This window comes from Mycobacterium sp. NGS24 (assembly GCF_059813065.1).
On record NZ_JCALDW010000026.1, the window covers coordinates 30,537 to 47,929 of the forward strand.

Sequence of the window (17,393 nt, forward strand, 5' to 3'; positions counted from 1 at the left end):
AGGCGCTGCGGGCCGCCCCCGAGGCCGGTGCGCGGTGACCTCGACGCTGGCAATCGTCGGCGCGGGCGCCAAAGCGGTGGCCGTGGCGGCCAAGGCGGCGGTGCTGCGCGAAATGGGCATCGACACGCCGGACATCGTGGCGATCGAACGCACCGGGGTGGCGGCGAACTGGTTGCCCGGCGGCGGCTGGACAGACGGTCGGCAACGGTTGGGCACCAGTCCGGAAAAAGATGTCGGCTTCCCGTACCGGTCGGCCCTGGTGCCGGGGCGGGACTCCGAGATCGACGAGCAGATGATGCGATTCAGCTGGCAGTCCTACCTGGTTGCGACGGACCAGTTCGTCGGGTGGATCGATCGCGGCAGGCCGGCGCCGGCGCACGACACGTGGGCACGCTACCTGCGTTGGGTCGCCGAAGTGGCCGGCCTGACAGTCGTTGCCGGCGAAGTACGCAAGATCTCCATTGCGGGATCGCGCTGGGCGATCGGCACGGCCGATTCCACCGTGACGGCCGACTCGCTGATGATGACCGGCCCGGGCCAGCCGGAGCGGTCGATGCTCTCCGGTGATCCGCGAGTGTTGTCCATCGCGCAGTTCTGGGAGCGCGCCGGGCAGCACGACCGCATCGTGGCGGACAGCGTCGCCGTCGTCGGAGGTGGCGAGACCGCGGCCTCGATCCTCAACGAGCTTTTCCACCACCGGGTTTCGGCGATCACGGCGATCTCACCGCAGGCGACGCTGTTCACCCGCGGCGAGGGTTTCTTCGAGAATTCACTGTTTTCCGATCCCGCCGGGTGGCGCAACCTCAGCCATGCCGAACGACGCAATTGCATCGCCCGAACCGATCGCGGGGTGTTCTCCGCGCGGGTCCAGGAGTCACTGCTGGCCGACGAACGCATCAAGCACATGCGTGGGCGGGTGGCTCGAGTTGTGGACAGCGACAACAAGATCTGGATCACCTTGCGCACCGACAACTGTGGTGAACCGCAGGAGACACTGCACCGTTTCGAGCTCGTCATCGACGGGTCCGGTGCCGACCCGCTCTGGTTCCTGCCGGTACTGCACCCCGACACCGTGCGCCTGCTGGAAGCGGAGGTGGGTGCGCCGCTCAACGGGGAACGCCTCGAAGAGGCCATCGGACCCGACCTGGCCCTCTCCGGTATCACACCGAAGTTCTTCCTGCCCAATCTGTCTGGTGTGAACGAAGGCCCTGGTTTCCCGAATCTGAGCTGTCTGGGATTGCTCTCCGACCGGGTGCTGGGTGCCGAGATCGGGGTCGCCCGGTCGACCGACCGTGGGAGAAGCGATGAGTATCAATCCGTTTGACGACGAGCTGGGCACGTTCTACGTGCTGACCAACGACGAAGATCAGCACAGCTTGTGGCCGACGTCGATCGAGAAGCCCGCCGGATGGCAGGTGGTGTTCGGCGCGGACACCCGGGCGAACTGCCTGGCCTATGTCGAGGACAACTGGACCGACATGCGTCCCAGGACACTTCGCGAAGCGATGGCCCAGGACTGAGACCCAGGTGTGATTTCTAGGCGTCCAGCTTCGCCAGCACGTCGGCGATGGATGCCCCGCCGAGCAGCTCCCCGACCTCGAGGTCGTGATCGAACTCCATCTTGACGCGGCGCCGGAACTCCAAGGCCTGCAACGAATCCAGGCCGATCGCCACCATCGGAGTGCTGGTGTCGATGCTGGCGACGTTGTCGACACCGATAGCCCCGGCCAACAGGCTGAGCAAGCGGTGCGAGACGCCGGTCGGTGCAGTCGATGCGGCGACGGCGCTGACGGTGGGATCTGCCGGGGCCGCATTGGTCAACTGCGACAACAGCGAAGCGCGCCCGCAGGTCTCCAGCACCGACCGCGCCCGGTCCAGGTCGAATGCCGCGACGGCGGCATTCCTGGTCAGCCTCCGCATCCCGACGGCCAGTGCGTCAGCCGGCTGCATCGGTACGACGCCGATACCGGCCAGCATCGCCAGGCCGGACTCGTCGAGATGAACTTGCCAATGCCCCCACTGCACCGAAACACAGTCCAGCCCGTCGGCCCGCAGCTGCTGTGCCAACGCATCGAGCATGCGGTTGCCGGCGGCATAGAGTGCCAGTCCACGCCCGCCCACCGTCGCCGACACCGAGGAGCACAGCAGCACCCGGCAGTCTTCGGCCCGCGGGAAAACGCTGAGGACACGCGAGATACCGACGACCTTGGCGCCCAGTGCCGTGGTCACCTGTTCGGCGGTGATGTCCTCGAGTTCCACACCCGAATATTCCACTGCGGCATGAATTATCAGATCGGCCGGGGCGTCCTGATGCTGGTCGGCCAACCGGGAGACCGCGGCTTCGTCGCTGAGGTCGCACGCCGCGACATCGATTCGGGTGGCGCTGGCCGACCGGATCAGACGTAGCCGGTCCGTGACCGCCGGGGTCTCACCGGACCTGTTGACCAGGGTGATGCGCTGGACACCCTGCTGGGCGAAGTACGCGCCGAATTCGAGTCCGAGCTTGCCGGTGCCTCCGACGATCAGCACGTGTCCGGGGGCGGCGGCGGTCGGCTCAGCAATGCCTTCTCCGGCCGTCACGATTCGCTTCGCGTACAGGCCGCCGTTGCGCAACGCCAGCTCCGACTCCCCGTCGGTGTGCAGGGCTTTGAGCAACGAGCGCGCCGCATCAGTCGGCGCCGCGTCGACCGGCAGGTCGAGGTGGCGGAAATGCACACCGGGGTACTTGGCGCCGACGCTGCGAAATCCGGCACTGGCCGCGGCGTGAACCAGATCCGGCGGCCCATCTGCGTCGATGACGGCCTCGCCGCCCACGGTCACCAGCCAGCAGTGGGCGACCGGCGCGGGGACCCCGTGCCACCAGGTGCGCTCGGCGAAGAAGGCTGCGACCTGATCGGTCGCGGCGGCGGGACCCAGCTCCGGCGATTGCGGTAACAGGATGACCTGGGTGTCGACATCACCGACGGCGGAATCAGGCCCGATCGGGACGGCGGTCGCGCCGAGTTCGGCTGCTGCCGTGCGCAACTCGTTGGCCAACTGTGCGCAGTCACCGGTGTGGTCGATGATGCCGATGGTCCGCGGGCGGGTGAGGGAAAGCCGGCTCAGTCGAACCCACTCTTCGGTGAGCAGTCTCGCGGCCGGGCCCCGGGCCGGCTCGGGCTCGGGCGCCGTCTTCGTGCGGGTGCGGCGCGGCAACACCTCGTCGTAGGGCAGCCACAGCGGGACGTCATTCATCAGGGAGTTGGGGAAGTCGGGCAGCGGCAGCGCTACCGGCCCGTCGTCGTCGACACGCAGTCGATCCCACGGGAAGTCCAGGTCGTGTACCGCCAGTTGTGCCAGGTTACGGGTGAACTCGGCGAGGTCGGCGGCAGAACGAGTGGAAGTGCCCACCACCCGGAGGTCGGTGTCCTGACCGGCGAGATTTTCCTGGATGGCCAACTGCAGGGTCGGGTGCTCGGCCAGCTCGACGAACGTATCGGCGCCCAGTCCGGCGGCGGCGGTCATCGCTTTGTCGAACCGGACGGTATTGCGCAGGTTCCAGAACCAGTACTGATCGACCGGGAGGTCCGGGGTGATCGGGGCGCCGAGAGTGGAACCGACGCAGTCGATCTCGCTGTCCAGGAACTTCGGATTCTCCAGTTGGTCTTGCGATGCGGTGCGGACCTTGTCGCCGAGCGCGTTGATCAGGCTGGTGTGCGCGGGATACTGGACGCCGATGACCCGGGCGAAAACCCCCCGCTCGGTCAGCGCATCCACGATGTCCTGCACCGTGTCGCGATCACCCGAGATACCGGACATGTTGGGCGAGTTGACAACCGACAGTTCGGCGAAGTCCGAGCAGCGGGCCAGCAGATCAGCACAGCTCTCCCGGTCGGTGGCGACGACCGCCATCGCGTAGTCACCGGACTCGATCTGCTCGGCAGCCTGCGCGCGAATTCCGATGATGCGCACGGCATCTGCCAACGTGATCAGACCCGATACGTAGGCCGCAGCGATCTCGCCCTGGCTGTGCCCGACGGCCACGTGCGGCGTGATCCCGACGGACTGCCAGGCCGCGGCCAGACCGGCCATCTGGGTGAACAACGCCGGCTGAACGGTGCTGGCGTTGCCGTCGACCGTGAATTCTTCGTCGAGCAGGTAATTCAGCGGTGACCGACCGGAAAGCTCGGCGAAAACCGCCGCGCACCGATCCACTTCGCCGCGGTAGGCCGGGATCCTCTCGTAATAGAGCCGTCCCATTCCGGGGCGCTGACTGCCCTGGCCGGGGAATACGAACGCGAGCCGACGGGCAACCGCCGGCGACGCGGTGCGGTGCACCGCAGGATGCTCGCGGCCGTCGCCGATGGCCCGCAATGCCGCCAGCAACTCGTCACGGGTGGCGACCACGGCCAACGCGCGGTGCTTGCGCGCGGCCCGGGTGCGAAACAACATCTGCGTGATCGCCTGAGGTGTCACCTCCGGATGCATCGAGGCGTACGCATGCAGCGCAGTGGCCTCGCCGCGCAGCAGGTCTGCGGTGTCGGAGGCCAGCAGTACCGGCACCGAGCCGTCCGGAAGTCGGTAGGAAACCCCGCAATTGGCCACGGTCACTTATTCACTTCCTGCCGGCGCGGGCATTTCGAGGATGGCGTGCGCGTTGGCGCCTCCCGCGCCGAAGGATGACGTCGCGCCGTAGCGGACGCCGTTGGTGGGTGCCCATTCGTGCACTTTGGTGGCCAGCCGGATCCCGACCAGATCCCAGTCCAGCATCTTGGTCGGATTGTCCGCGTAGAGAGTTGGCGGAATCTGGCCGTGGTGGCCCGCCAGCAGCAGCTTGATCAGCCCGAGAATTCCCGATGCCGACTGGGGATGCCCGATGTTGGACTTGATCGAACCCAGCAGGGCCTCGGATCCGGCGGCACCGTAGGTCTTGAACAACGCGAGAAGTTCCACCGGGTCACCGGCCGGGGTCGCGGTCCCGTGCCCTTCGATCATGCCCACGACGGCCGGGTCGATTCCGGCCGCGTCCAGCGTCTTTCGGACCACTTGTTCCTGCGCTCGTACCCGCGGGACCAGGATCGGCTTGCCTTTGCCGTTGTGGTTGGTACGGATCGCCAGGATGCGTCCGTACACCGGGTGCCCCAATTGCCGTGCGCGCGACTCGCGTTCAACGATCACCATGCCCGCGGCTTCGCCCCACACGGTGCCGCTGGCGTCATTGCTGTAGGCGCGACAATGCCCGTCGTCGGAAAGCGCGTTCAGCCTGGAGAATTCGTAGAACGCACCGGGGGAGCCCATCACGCACACCCCACCGGCCAGTGCCCAGTCGCACTCATCGGAGGCCACCGCCGACGCGGCCAGGTGTAGCGCGGTGAGCGACGACGCGCAGGCGGTGTCGACGCTGACCGAGGGGCCGGTGAGTCCGAGGCTGTGCGAAATCCTTGCGGCGCCTCCCAATTGGCCCAAGCTGGCGATCCGATGTCCGGTCAAGGCGTCGGCCACCGATGCGCGCGGACCGTACTCCATCGGCGACATGCCGACGAAGCAGCCCACGAATTCGCCTTCCAGCGCCGCGGGATTGATGCCGGTGTTCTCCAACGCTTTCCATGCAAGTCGCATCGCAACACGTTGCTGGGGGTGCATGACCAGCGCCTCGCGGTGGGTGATGCCGAACAGCGTCGGGTCGAATGCCGTTGCCTTGTCCAGGAATCCGCCCGCATCGTGGACCGGGCCCCAGCCGTCCATCTCGCTGACCGAGAACAGATCCTCGAGCGGCCATCCGCGATCGCGCGGAAAGGGACCGATCAGCTCCTTGGCCTCGGTCAGGGCCTGCCACAGCGCTGCGGGGGTGTCGATGCCGCCGGGCGCCTCGACGGCCAGTCCGGAGATGACGATGTGGTCGGGACCGCCGTAGGTCATGAGGTCTGCCCGGACTGCCGCAGGTCGCCGGCCAACAGTTCCACGATGGCGTCGATGTGTGTGTCGAGGAAGAAGTGCCCGCCGTCGAACATCGTCACCTCGACGGTGTCGGAGTGCTTGCCCCACCCGTAGAGGTCGCCCAGCGTCACAATCGGATCCTGGTCACCGCCGATCGCGTGGATCGGGGCCCGAACCTTGGTGCCTTCGTCGCAGGCATAGGCGTCGCAGGCTCGGTAATCGGCTTTGATCACCGGCAACGCCAGTCGCATCAGGTCCCGGTTCCCGAAGACGTCGGAATTGGTGCCCTCCAGCGCAGCGAGATGGTCGAGGATCTCCTCGTCGGTCTCGGGGTGGGCCGGCTTGTTCGCCGCGTTGCACGGGGCGACCGCCGCCGAGACGTTGAGTTGTCCGACGTCGACGCCGTTGGCTTCGGCGATCCGGACGAACTCGAACGCCACCCAGCCCCCCATGCTGTGCCCGAACGCGATGACCGGCACGCCGCGGTTGTGATCCGAACGTGCGAACTCCTCGAATGCTCCGGCAGCGATCTCGGGCAGTGAACCCAGCGCTGGTTCGGCGGCGCGGTCCTGCCGTCCGGGGTACTGGAAGACGATCACGCTGAACTTGTCGCTGAGGGCTTTAGCGAAGGTGCGGTAGGCGGATGCGCCGGCGCCGGCATGCGGGAACACCAACAGGGTGGGGTTCTCGGGCGACCCCGGCTTGTGAAACTGCCTGATCCACCCCAGTGTGCGCGGCATGCAACCTGACCTTTCGCCTACTCATTCGCCCACTGCGGGTGCGCAGCGCTTTGCCGGGCCTGCATTCGGCTTGAGCCTAGTCGGACAGCGAGCCATAACTTAGCGAAGGCTAACATAATTTCAACTGGCCCCAGCGTGGGGTGACCCGCCGCCGACATCCATTCGGTGCAGGTCGACGACCTGCTGGGGGTGATCGTCGGGCCGATCGCGGACCATCAGGACGGCCCGCTTACCGGGCAGGTCGAGCTCCCCGGCGCGATGAAATCCGGCACGCTCGAACGTCCGGATGGACCTGAGATTGCCCACGTCGGGCTCGGCGACCACTCGCGGGGACCGCGGGTCGGCATCGAGTTGCCAGTTGGAGACGGTGTGTAACAGTTCCGCGGCCAGGCCCCGCCCGCGGTGCTCGGTCGGTCCGAGCAGTAGATGGACGCCGAGGTCGTGCTCGCGGGCGGCGTAGTGCCCGGCGAGTGGATCAAGGTCGGCGCGGTAGAGCTCCCAGTAGCTCATCGGCGTACCGTTCAACAACCCGAGGTACGGCGTGGAGTGCGCGCTGTGATCCTGGTCGAGCAGGTAGGACCGGACCCGATCGCGCTCCCACCCCTTCTGCCAGTACCGGGCCACTGGAGGGTCGTTCATCCAGCCGTGCATCAGGGTGAGGTCGCGGTCGACCTCGAGGCGTCGCAGCGCGAACTCACCCACCTGCGCGCCGAAATCCACCTTGGCGCAACGCTGGTGCAGATCGCGCGCGTTCACGCCGGTACCTCCGCCGTTTCAGGGACGTTCCACCCGTTTTCCCCGGGCGGGCAATAGCCGACGGGGTGCGCGGATGGTCGCATTGATTATCGCGCCAGCGCGACGGCCGCGGGAACTGGGTAACTTAGCGAAGGCTAACATAATCTGCTGTAGCTACACCGGGTCGACCACACCTACCAGGACAGAACGGGGGTCCGTCTGATGCGAACGGTGCCGATGGCAGTGCTCGAGCCGCGGTACGGTGGTGCGCCGGGTCAGGTGATCGTGCCAAAGTGGGGTGGCGCGGCGATGTCCGGTCCGGGGGGCTACCGCGGCACCAGAGGCGTCCTGCCGACGCGTGGTCGGCCGCGTTCCGCGGGCACGACCCCTCTCGCGCGGCGGTTGTCTGGCCGATCCGGCATAACGGCGAGCTGAAACCCAGGAGTTGAGACCACCCATGGCAGACGATGCCAAGACTCTGCAGGAACGTCGCCGCGACCTGCTACGCCGACGAATCGTCGAAAGCGGTGTAGCGGCCGGGAAAACGGCCCCGGCGGCACACCTGCGCCCGGGCGAGCGCTACCGGCTGTCGACCGGGCAGCGCCGCATGTGGTTCCTGCAGGCCATGGACGCCGACGACACCACCCTGAACATCTGTGTGGCCTATCAACTGAACGGTGCGCTGGACGAGGCGCGATTGCGGACCGCCGTGGGCGAGGTCATCGCGCGGCACGCGATTCTGCGCACCACCTACGGCGTGGACAGCGAAGGCGAGCCCTACCAGGTCTTCCAGGAGCACGTCGAAACTCCTTGGCGGGTACTGGATTCAGCGGGTCAGTCGGTGGCGGACCTGGCCCGCGGTGAATTCGGTCGCCCGTTCGACCTCGCTGCCGATGCGCCGCTGCGGATCACCCTGATCCGTACTGCCCCGGGCGAATTCGTGCTGCTGCTCGTCGTCCACCACATCTGCTGGGACGACGAGGCGTGGGAGGTGTTCTTCACCGAGCTCAGCGCTGCCTATAACGGTGAAACCCCCGCCGACCCGGCGGCGCAGTTCGTCGCGGTCGAAGTGCTGGGGGGAACCGATGAACCCAGCATGAGCGACGTCGGTTACTGGGCCGACAGATTGCGCCCCGCGCCCGAACCGCTCGAGCTGCCCGGAGTTCCTGCGGCGCACCCGACGCGCCGGGCCGAGCGGGTGACCAGGGGCTTCCCGGACGGATTGTTCGACCGGCTCGAGCAATTCGCCCGACAGCACGCCGCCTCGCCGTTCATGGTGCTGCTCGCGGCCTACGGGGTGCTGGTGCGCCGCTACACCGGGGCGTCGGACTTTCTGGTCTCGGTGCCGGTGACCGACCGGAAAGCGGCCGCCGAGAAGGTGATCGGTTATTTCGGGAACACTCTGTTGCTGCGCCTCACCGCGCGGCCGAACGACACCTTCAACACGTACGTCGACGCCGTGCGCGACACCTGCCTGGACGGCTTCGCTCACCAGTCGGTCGGCATCGACCGCGTGGTGCGCGAGGCGAATCCGGAGCGCATGGGCCACGACGGCATGGACCAACTGGTGCGGCTGGGATTCAGCATGCGCAAGAGCGTCAGCGGATTCGCGTTGGACGGCGTGCAGGTGCGGCAACTCGACCTCGGCGCGGTCACCGCCCACCTGCCGCTCGCCCTGGCGATCGTGCTGGATCCCGAAGGCGTCCTGACCGAGTTCGAATACCAGACCGACATGCTGAACCCCGCCCTCGTCGAACAGATGGCGGCGCATTACCTTCAGTTGTTACACAATGCGATTGGCCAGCCCGACCGCCGGCTGACCAGCCTGGACATGCTCGACGCCGCCGAACGCGCAACGGTGCTGGAGCAGTCGCACGGCGAACTGGTGCCGATGCCGCCCACCACGATGGTGGCGGTGCTGGAAGCGGCCGCCGATGCCCGCCCCGACGCGGTCGCGCTGATCTCCGACCACACCCGGCTGACCTATGCCGAACTGCATGGCCGGGCAAATCGCTTGGCGCGCTGGCTCATCGGGCAGGGCCTGGGGGCAGAAGACATCGTTGGTCTACGTCTGACGACATCGATCGAATTCATCATCGCGATGCTCGGGGTGCTCAAAGCGGGTGCGGCCTACCTGCCGATTGACCCGGCCTACCCGGACGAACGCATCGAATACCTGGTCAGCGACGCGGGCCCGCAGCTGGTGCTGGGGCGCCCAGAACTGGAGAGCGCAGAACTGCAGGCCCACCAGCTGTCCGACGGCCCGCTCACCGACGCCGATCGGCGTTGCGTGCTGCGCCCGGAGCAGTTGGCCTACGTCATCTACACGTCCGGTTCCACCGGCCAGCCCAAGGGCGTGGCCGTGTCTCACCACGCGATCGCCGAACACGTGCAGGGTTTCGCGGCGGAGTGGAGTATGACCGCCGAAGATCGCCTGCTGCAATCGTCTTCGGTCAGTTTCGACGCGTCGCTGCTCGACATCTTCGTGACCCTGTCGCTGGGCGCGCAACTGGTGGTCCCCAAACCGTCCCCACTCGGCGGGGTCTTCAGCGACATATCCTATGTCGCGGACCTGATCAGCCGGCACAAGATCACCGTGCTGCACATGGTGCCGTCCATGCTGAGCACACTGTTGCTGCTGCCGCAGGTCAAGGAGTGGCGACAGCTGCGCCATGTGCCCGTCGGCGGCGAAGCGCTCGCCGGTGAGGTGGCCGACAAGTTCGCCGGATACTTCGACGCGCAGTTGCGCAACCACTACGGACCCACCGAGGCCGTCGTCTGCTCGACGCACCTGGTGGTCGACGGATCCCACGGGGTACGCGTCGTCCCCATCGGCGTGCCCAATCGCAACGTTTACACCTACGTGCTGGATGAGGAACTGCAACCGGTGCCCGCGGAGGTGATCGGGGAGCTGTACCTCGGCGGGGTGCAACTCGCGCGCTGCTACCTGGGCCGGCCCGGACTGACCTCGCTCCGCTTCGTCGCCGACCCGTTCAACCCCGGCAACCGGCTGTACCGCACCGGAGACCTGGTGCGCCGCAACATCTCTGGACAGCTGGAATTCATCGGACGTGCCGACGAGCAGGTCAAGGTGCGTGGCTACCGCATCGAACTCGGCGAAGTCGAATCCGTGATCGCCACCCACCCGGCGGTGCGGCACTGCCTGGTGGTGGCCGAGGACACCGGGGCCGGGCCCATGCTCGCTGCCTACCTGGTACCTGCGACCGGTGGCACCGAGTCGGATCTCGACCTCGATCTGGACGACGTCCGCACGCACGCGGCCGCGACGCTGCCGGAATACATGGTGCCCAGCGCTTTTGCGGTGATCCCCGAAATCCCGCTCACGGTCAGCGGGAAACTGGACAAGCGGGCGCTGCCGGCACCGACACCGGTCGCGGTGCGCAGCTACCGCGAACCGGCCACGGAAACCGAACGCCGGCTGTGTGCGATCTTCGCGCGGCTGTTCGGCTGGGAAAAGGTCGGTGCGGAAGATTCGTTCTTCGGGTTGGGCGGACACTCACTGCTCGCGGCGCGACTGGTCGCGCAGATCCGCGCCGAGTTCGGCGTGGAGCTCACCGTGCGGGCGGTGTTCGACACCCCGACCCCCGCCGGTCTGGCGACCAGACTGGTCGAGCAGTTCCGCGACCAGTTCGGGGTTGACCTCGACGGGGACGCCGAAATACCGGCGCCGCACTCGAGTCGGCCGCAGCTGGCCGTAGAGCTCGACCGCCCGGAACGGCCACCGCTGTCCTACTCGCAGTTCGCGATGTGGTTTCAGTACCGGATGCGCGGCGGCAACGACGTCTTCAACATGGCACTCACGCTGCGCTGCAACGGACCGTTGGACCGGGATGCACTCGCCGCCGCGTTGAACGACGTCGTGGCCCGGCACGAGGCACTTCGCACGAATTTCGTTGAGCACGAGAATATTCCGTATCAATTCGTGCATCCGGCCCGCGAGGTCGAACTTGCCGTCCGCAATGTCGAACCCGGACACTTCGACGAGACAGTAGCGCAGCTGCGCGGGCATGTGTTCGCTCTGGAATCCGATCTGTTGATCAGGGCTACCCTGTTGGTCCTCGACCCGGACACGAGCGTGCTTCTGCTTCTCGTGCATCACATTGTCACCGACCACAGCTCGCTGGGCATCCTCTTCGAGGATCTGTTGACGGCGTACCGGGCCCGCCTGCAGCAGAACGCGCCGCGCTGGCCGACGCCTGCGGTTCCGTTCGTCAATTTCGCACTCTGGCAACAAGATGCGTTCAACCCCTCGAACGAATGGGGGACGGCCGAACTGGCGCACTGGTCGCAGGTGCTGGACGGCATGCCCTTCGAGATCTCCCTGGGTGCCGACCACACCCGTCCACCGGTGCTGGGCCGGCGCGGCGAGGTCGTCAACTTCACGGTGCCGCCCCATCTGCGCGCGGCGCTGACACAACTGGCGGAGCGCCACGAGGCCAGCGAATTCATGGTCTACCAGGCCGCTACGGCGGTGGTGCTGCACAAGCTGGGCGGCGGTACGGACATCCCGATCGGCAGCCCGATCACCGCACGAGTTGACGTGGCTACCAACGAGATCAACGGACCGTGCGCCAATGTCGTGGTGCTGCGCAACGACCTGTCCGGCGATCCGACGCTGCTCGGCATGGTCGCTCGCAGCCGGGACGTGGTGCTCGATGCCCTGGCGCACCAGGAACTTCCGGTGGAACGTGTCGTCGAGGCGCTCAACCCACCGCGGTCGCCGTCCCGCAACCACCCGCTGTTCCAGACCTCGATCCACTTCCACGGCGAGGACTGGGCGTTGCTGGCACGCGACCTCACCGGAGACGGACAGACCCGGGTCACACCGATTCCGATGGACTTCGAGATCTCGATCCTGGACCTCAACGTCGTCTTCGCCCTCACGCCGGACTCGGAAGTCAAAGTCCGCGTCGTGGGTAACGCCGATCTCTACGAACCGGCCACCGTCCAACTCATCGCCGACGCGCTCGAGGCGGCATTGCAAGCGTTTGCGAGCACGCCCGAGTCGGCGGTGTCCAGTGTGCAGTTGCTGCCTGAAGCCGACCAGCAGCGCCTGCTGGCACCCGCTTCCCCGACGGCAGCGCAGCGCTCGCACCCGGTGGTCGGTGGTTCGGAGGAAACCGAGCGGGCCTTGATCGCCCTGCTGGAGGAGTTGCTCGAGATCACCGAGATCGACCGGGAGGACAACTTTTTCGCGCTCGGTGGCGACAGCATCATCTCGGTGCAGTGGTCAGCCCGGGCCAGCGCGCAGGGGCTGCCGATGACACCGGCGATGGTGTTCGAGAACATGACCATCGCCGAACTTGCGGCGGCCGTCGACGCGGGCGCCGGTCAGGCAGCGCCCGACCAGCCCGCAGCGCCGTCCGCGCCGATGAGTGCGTCGGGCCTGGATGCCGACGCGCTGGCGGCTCTCACGGCGTCGTGGAATGAGCAACCGTGAGGCGATCGTGACGACCGCCCCGCAGCAGATCGAGGACGTGCTCGCGCTGACTCCGCTGCAGGAGGGCCTGTTCGCGCTGTACCGCCTCGCCGAGGACAGCCTCGACATCTACACCATGCAATTCGTCGCCGATATCGACGGTCCGCTCGACGTCGCGTTGCTGCGACGCAGCGCCCAGGCCCTGCTGGATCGGCACCCGAATCTGCGCGCCGCCTTCTGGGACCGCAATGTGCCCCGACCCGTCCAGATCGTGCCCGTCCACGCGGAGCTGCCCTGGACCCAACGCAGCACCACGGCAAGCGAATTCGATTCGATCGCCCGCTCGGAGCGGCGCCGCCCATTCGACCTGAGCCGCGGTCCGGCACTGCGCGTCGTGCTGCTCTCGGTGCCCGGCGAGACCAGGCGACGAATGATCTTCACCGCCCACCACATCCTGATGGACGGGTGGGGTCTGGGGGTGTTCTTCACCGAGATGCTCGCGGTGTATCAGGCGGGTGGTTCGACTGACGGGCTGCCGAATCCGCGCCCGTATCGCGACTACATTGCCTGGCTGGCACAACAGGACCGATCGCGCGCGCTGGCCCGGTGGACCGAGTATCTGAGCCGCGTCTCCGGACCGCTCATGATTGCCGACGGCGCCGTGCCGTCCAGCCACGGGGTGCCGGGGCAGTCCAAGCTGCTGCTGCCTGCAGCAGATACGATGCGCCTGCGAAAGTGGGCGGGGCGCAACGGGTTCACGCTCAATACGGCGGTGCTGTTCGCCTGGGTCGTGGTGCTGGGCCGGCTCACGGACCGGCCCGACGTCGTCTTCGGGACCGTCGTGTCCGGCCGGCCCGAACAGCTGCCCGGTGTGGAGACCATGGTCGGAATGTTCATCAACACGGTGCCGGTGGTGCACGACCTGAGCCGCGCCGACTCGGTTGTCGAGCAGTGTTCGCGGCTACAGCGCGAATCGTCGGCGCTGCGTGACATCAGCTATCTCAGCCTCTCGGAACTACAGCGCGCGCACGGCCACGGCGGTCTGTTCGACACGCTGTTCGTGTTTGAGAACGCGCCGTTCGAAGCCGCCATCGCGCCGGTGACAACCGCCGACGGCGCCCGATTCGAACCGGTGACGGGCGAGAGTCTCACGCATTACCCGCTGACCGTTGTCGCGCACCTGATGGGTGACGAGTTGGTCATCGTCATCGAGGCGATACGCGAAGCGCTGCCACATCTTTCGCCCACAGCGCTCGGCGAACGAATAGTAGCGGTGCTGCGACAGCTGCCCGACATCGACGACGGGACACCCGACGCGCTGGACATCCTCACCCCGGCGGAGCGCGCCGCACTCGGTGCGGTGGCTACGCGGTTCGCGCCGCCGCCAGAGGCAACCGTGTGGGCGATGTTCGAACGGCAGGTCCGCGCCACACCCGAGGCGATCGCTCTCACCACCGGTGCTGGTGAACGCTATAGCTACGATCAGTTGCACGCTCGGGCAACTCAACTGGCTGCCGAGCTCGCTGACCGGGGGGTGGGCCCCGAGCAGGCGGTGGCGCTGATGCTGCCCCGGTCATCCCGATTCCTGATAGCCATCCTCGCGGTACTGGCCGCCGGTGGCGCCTATGTGCCGGTCGATGTCACGCTTCCCGATAAACGGGTTAAATCTATTCTGCAGCAAGTTAATCCGGTACTCATCCTGTCGGAATGCCAGTATGCAGACCTGCTGGAAGGACCGGTGCTGCTGCTCGACGACGAGGTCGCGCTGGAACGCATCGCCGCCCGGCCCGCGGTGGCGCCGAGCGTGCCCCGCCATCCCGAACAGAGCGCCTACATCATCTTCACCTCCGGCTCGACCGGCGAACCCAAGGGTGTGGTCGGGACCAATGCGGCCTTGCTCGGCTACTTCGCCGACCACCGCGAGCGGGTCTACCAGCCGGCTGTGGCGCGCCTGGGCCGAGCACTGCGTATCGCACACGCCTGGTCGTTCAGCTTCGATGCCTCTTGGCAGCCGATGGTCGGCCTGCTCGACGGTCACGGTCTGCACCTGTTCGATGGCGAGGAGATGCGCGACGCGGACCGCTTGGTGAAGGGCCTCATCAGCTTTCAGGTCGACATGATCGACACCACCCCGTCGATGTTCGTCCAATTACGTGCCGCCGGCCTGTCCGAGCACCCGCTGTGCGTGCTGGCGCTGGGGGGTGAGGCGATCAACAGCGCGTTGTGGCACCAGTTGCAGGCGCTTTCGTCGACCGAGGTCTACAACTGCTACGGACCCACCGAGGCGACGGTCGAGGCGGTGGTCGCCGCGGTCAACGACTATCCGGCTCCGACAATCGGCACCGCGAACATCGGAACCTGCGGCTACGTGCTGGATTCGGCGTTGCGCGCAGTCCCTGACGGCGCGGTGGGGGAGTTGTACCTCTCAGGGGCGCAGTTGGCCCGCTGTTACGTCGGCAAGTCTGCGATGACCGCCGCGCGCTTCGTCGCCGACCCGTTCCGGCCCGGGCAACGCATGTATCGCACCGGGGACCTGGTGCGCCGCCTGCCGCACGGGGGTTACGCCTATCTGGGTCGCGGCGACACCCAGGTGAAGATCCGGGGCTACCGCGTCGAAATCGCGGAAATCGAGGCCGCGCTGCGTAATCGGCCCGGGGTACACGACGCGGCCGTGGTGGTGTTGCAGCGCGACAGCGGTCCCACACTGGTGGGCTTCGTCGTCTGGCAGGAGAACGTCGGACCGGACCCGGTGCGGCTGCGTGCAGCGCTGGCCGAGCAGCTTCCGTCCTACATGGTTCCGGCCCGGATCCTGCCGATGACCCAATTACCCGTGAACGCCAACGGCAAACTGGACAGCGGCGCGCTGGAACAGGTGGCCCGCGACGCCCTGTCGCAGGTGTCCGCACGCGGCTCGGCTGCGGCGTCCACCGACACCGAGCGGGCGCTGTGCGAGATCTTCGCCGAGCAATTCAGCGGTATCACACCGCATGTCGACGACGACTTCTTTGCGCTCGGGCTCGACAGCATCTCGGCCATTTCGTTGGTCCATAAGGCCCAGCGGCGGGATATTGCGTTGACTCCGCGGATGGTGTTGACCTATCTGACTATTCGTGAATTGGCCGCCGCGGTCGACGCGAGAGTCGAATCGGGCGGGGCGGTGGCTCTCGCGGACTACGGCGAGGTACTCCCGCTGCCGATCGTGTCGTGGGTCAACGAGTACGGCAACTACCGACGCTTCACGAATACGATCTTGATGCGGCTGCCCTCCGACATCGAGCGGGCGGAACTCGAACTCGTGCTGCAGCTGCTCCTGGACGGGCACGAGGTGCTGCGCTCGATCATGACCGAGACGCCTGAGGGATCTCGTCTTTTGACCCGGGAACCTGGCGTGGTCAACGCCGCCGACGTGCTGTCGCGGGTGGACATGCCCACCCCGACCGATGCCGAATTGGCTTCGGCCGTCGCGGATACGGCCCGCGCCGCCATGGATGGCATCGATCCGCGCACCGGTGCCCTGGTGCGGGCAGTCTGGTTCGCCGGCACCAAGGACCGGCAGACATTGTTGCTCACGATTCACCACCTGGTGGTCGACGTGGTGTCCTGGCACATCCTGGTGAGCGACATCAAGGAGGCGTGGCGTTCGCTGCAGGCCGGTACCACCCCAAAAGCACTGCCCGAGTTCACTTCCTACCGTCGCTGGTGTGAGTTGATGTGGGACCGGGCGGGCCAGCCGCAGGTGCTGGCCCAGCGCGATTACTGGGCTGCACAGGTATCCGGGCCGGATCCCGCGTTGGGTGCGCGACACCCGGATCCCGCGCGCGACACCTGGTCTACCCTTCGGGTCCATACGATCCGCACCCCCGTGCATGTCACCGAGCGGCTGCTGGCCGCCCTCAACCGCGACGATCGCATGCGGGAAATCCTGTTGTGCGCCACCGCCATCGTGGTCGCGAGTTGGCGGCGCATGCGCAACCAGGATCCGGTCTCCGGTGCGCTCATCGCGTTGGACAGTCACGGCCGCGCCGACGGCATCGTGGGCGCCGACACAGCGAACACCGTGGGGTGGTTCACCAGCGCATATCCGGTACGGCTGGGCGTGGGAGCCGCCGTGGATATCGAGCGACTCGAGTCGGATCCCGAATCGGTGCGTGTCCTACTCGACGCGGTGACGGCCTATCTCGATGACGTCCCATTCGAAGGGCTGGATTACGGACTGCTGCGGTATATCGACCGTATTCCTGAATTGCAGGACAGAGAGCCGCAACTGCTGTTCAACTACCTGGGTCGGCTCGACCTCCGCAATGCAGAACACGAACCGTGGTCATTGCTCAGCGGTGCTGAAATCGAAACGGTGCCGATCGATCCCGAACCCGATCTACCGTTGCGGTTTGCGTTGAACATGAACGTGCTGGTGCGCGCCGCCCCCGACGGCTGGGAACTGATCAACAACCTGCTGTGGAGCGATGTCCTGTTCACCAGCTCCGATATCGAGTGTCTGACCGGCTTCTGGCAGCGCGCGGTGGCGACGCTGGCCGAGGCCCTGGACAGATACCCCGCGTAAG

Annotated in this window: 8 protein-coding genes; 4 read left to right on the forward strand and 4 right to left on the reverse strand. The window is 66.8% G+C overall.

Annotated elements, in window-relative coordinates; all coding sequences use genetic code 11:
- The first annotated feature begins 34 nt into the window (after positions 1-34).
- Positions 35-1,324 carry an NADPH-dependent L-lysine N(6)-monooxygenase MbtG gene (mbtG, locus tag AC5Y6Y_RS23675; protein ID WP_499930523.1) on the forward strand — a complete coding sequence of 430 codons (1,290 nt, stop codon included), beginning with the start codon at positions 35-37 and terminating at the stop codon, positions 1,322-1,324.
- Positions 1,305-1,520, forward strand: coding sequence for an MbtH family protein (locus AC5Y6Y_RS23680; protein ID WP_463824797.1), 216 nt, complete (start codon positions 1,305-1,307; stop codon positions 1,518-1,520). The genes mbtG and AC5Y6Y_RS23680 overlap by 20 nt, the downstream gene beginning before the upstream one ends.
- A gap of 16 nt (positions 1,521-1,536) precedes the next feature.
- On the opposite strand, the gene nbtC is transcribed toward AC5Y6Y_RS23680, so the two are convergent.
- The 4 genes from nbtC to AC5Y6Y_RS23700 all read right to left on the reverse strand — a co-directional run bounded on the left by nbtC (position 1,537) and on the right by AC5Y6Y_RS23700 (position 7,412).
- Positions 1,537-4,590: a nocobactin polyketide synthase NbtC gene (gene nbtC / locus AC5Y6Y_RS23685; RefSeq protein ID WP_499930525.1), complete on the reverse strand. Its 3,054-nt coding sequence runs from the start codon at positions 4,588-4,590 to the stop codon at positions 1,537-1,539.
- A complete protein-coding gene (locus tag AC5Y6Y_RS23690) occupies positions 4,591-5,898 on the reverse strand; it encodes a beta-ketoacyl [acyl carrier protein] synthase domain-containing protein (RefSeq protein WP_499927714.1) in 1,308 nt (435 codons plus the stop codon).
- Positions 5,895-6,656 (reverse strand): thioesterase II family protein, encoded by a 762-nt coding sequence (locus AC5Y6Y_RS23695; protein WP_499930527.1) that lies wholly within the window; start codon positions 6,654-6,656, stop codon positions 5,895-5,897. The genes AC5Y6Y_RS23690 and AC5Y6Y_RS23695 overlap by 4 nt, the downstream gene beginning before the upstream one ends.
- 120 nt (positions 6,657-6,776) lie before the next feature.
- The gene (locus tag AC5Y6Y_RS23700) at positions 6,777-7,412 is read right to left on the reverse strand and encodes a GNAT family N-acetyltransferase (protein WP_463824793.1); all 636 of its coding nucleotides are present in this window, start codon (positions 7,410-7,412) and stop codon (positions 6,777-6,779) included.
- A gap of 436 nt (positions 7,413-7,848) precedes the next feature.
- Here AC5Y6Y_RS23700 and AC5Y6Y_RS23705 point away from each other — a divergent pair, with 436 nt between their 5' ends.
- The gene (locus tag AC5Y6Y_RS23705; protein ID WP_499930529.1) at positions 7,849-12,852 is read left to right on the forward strand and encodes an amino acid adenylation domain-containing protein; all 5,004 of its coding nucleotides are present in this window, start codon (positions 7,849-7,851) and stop codon (positions 12,850-12,852) included.
- A complete protein-coding gene (locus tag AC5Y6Y_RS23710) occupies positions 12,839-17,392 on the forward strand; it encodes a non-ribosomal peptide synthetase (RefSeq protein WP_499930531.1) in 4,554 nt (1,517 codons plus the stop codon). The genes AC5Y6Y_RS23705 and AC5Y6Y_RS23710 overlap by 14 nt, the downstream gene beginning before the upstream one ends.
- The last annotated feature ends 1 nt before the right edge of the window (position 17,393 follow it).

Bases quoted from the DNA above. Each gene is read 5' to 3' on its own strand.
- AC5Y6Y_RS23680 (WP_463824797.1), top strand. From the start codon at position 1,305: ATGAGTATCAATCCGTTTGACGACGAGCTGGGCACGTTCTACGTGCTG.
- AC5Y6Y_RS23695 (WP_499930527.1), bottom strand. From the start codon at position 6,656: ATGCCGCGCACACTGGGGTGGATCAGGCAGTTTCACAAGCCGGGGTCG.
- AC5Y6Y_RS23690 (WP_499927714.1), bottom strand. From the start codon at position 5,898: ATGACCTACGGCGGTCCCGACCACATCGTCATCTCCGGACTGGCCGTC.
- AC5Y6Y_RS23705 (WP_499930529.1), top strand. From the start codon at position 7,849: ATGGCAGACGATGCCAAGACTCTGCAGGAACGTCGCCGCGACCTGCTA.
- AC5Y6Y_RS23710 (WP_499930531.1), top strand. From the start codon at position 12,839: ATGAGCAACCGTGAGGCGATCGTGACGACCGCCCCGCAGCAGATCGAG.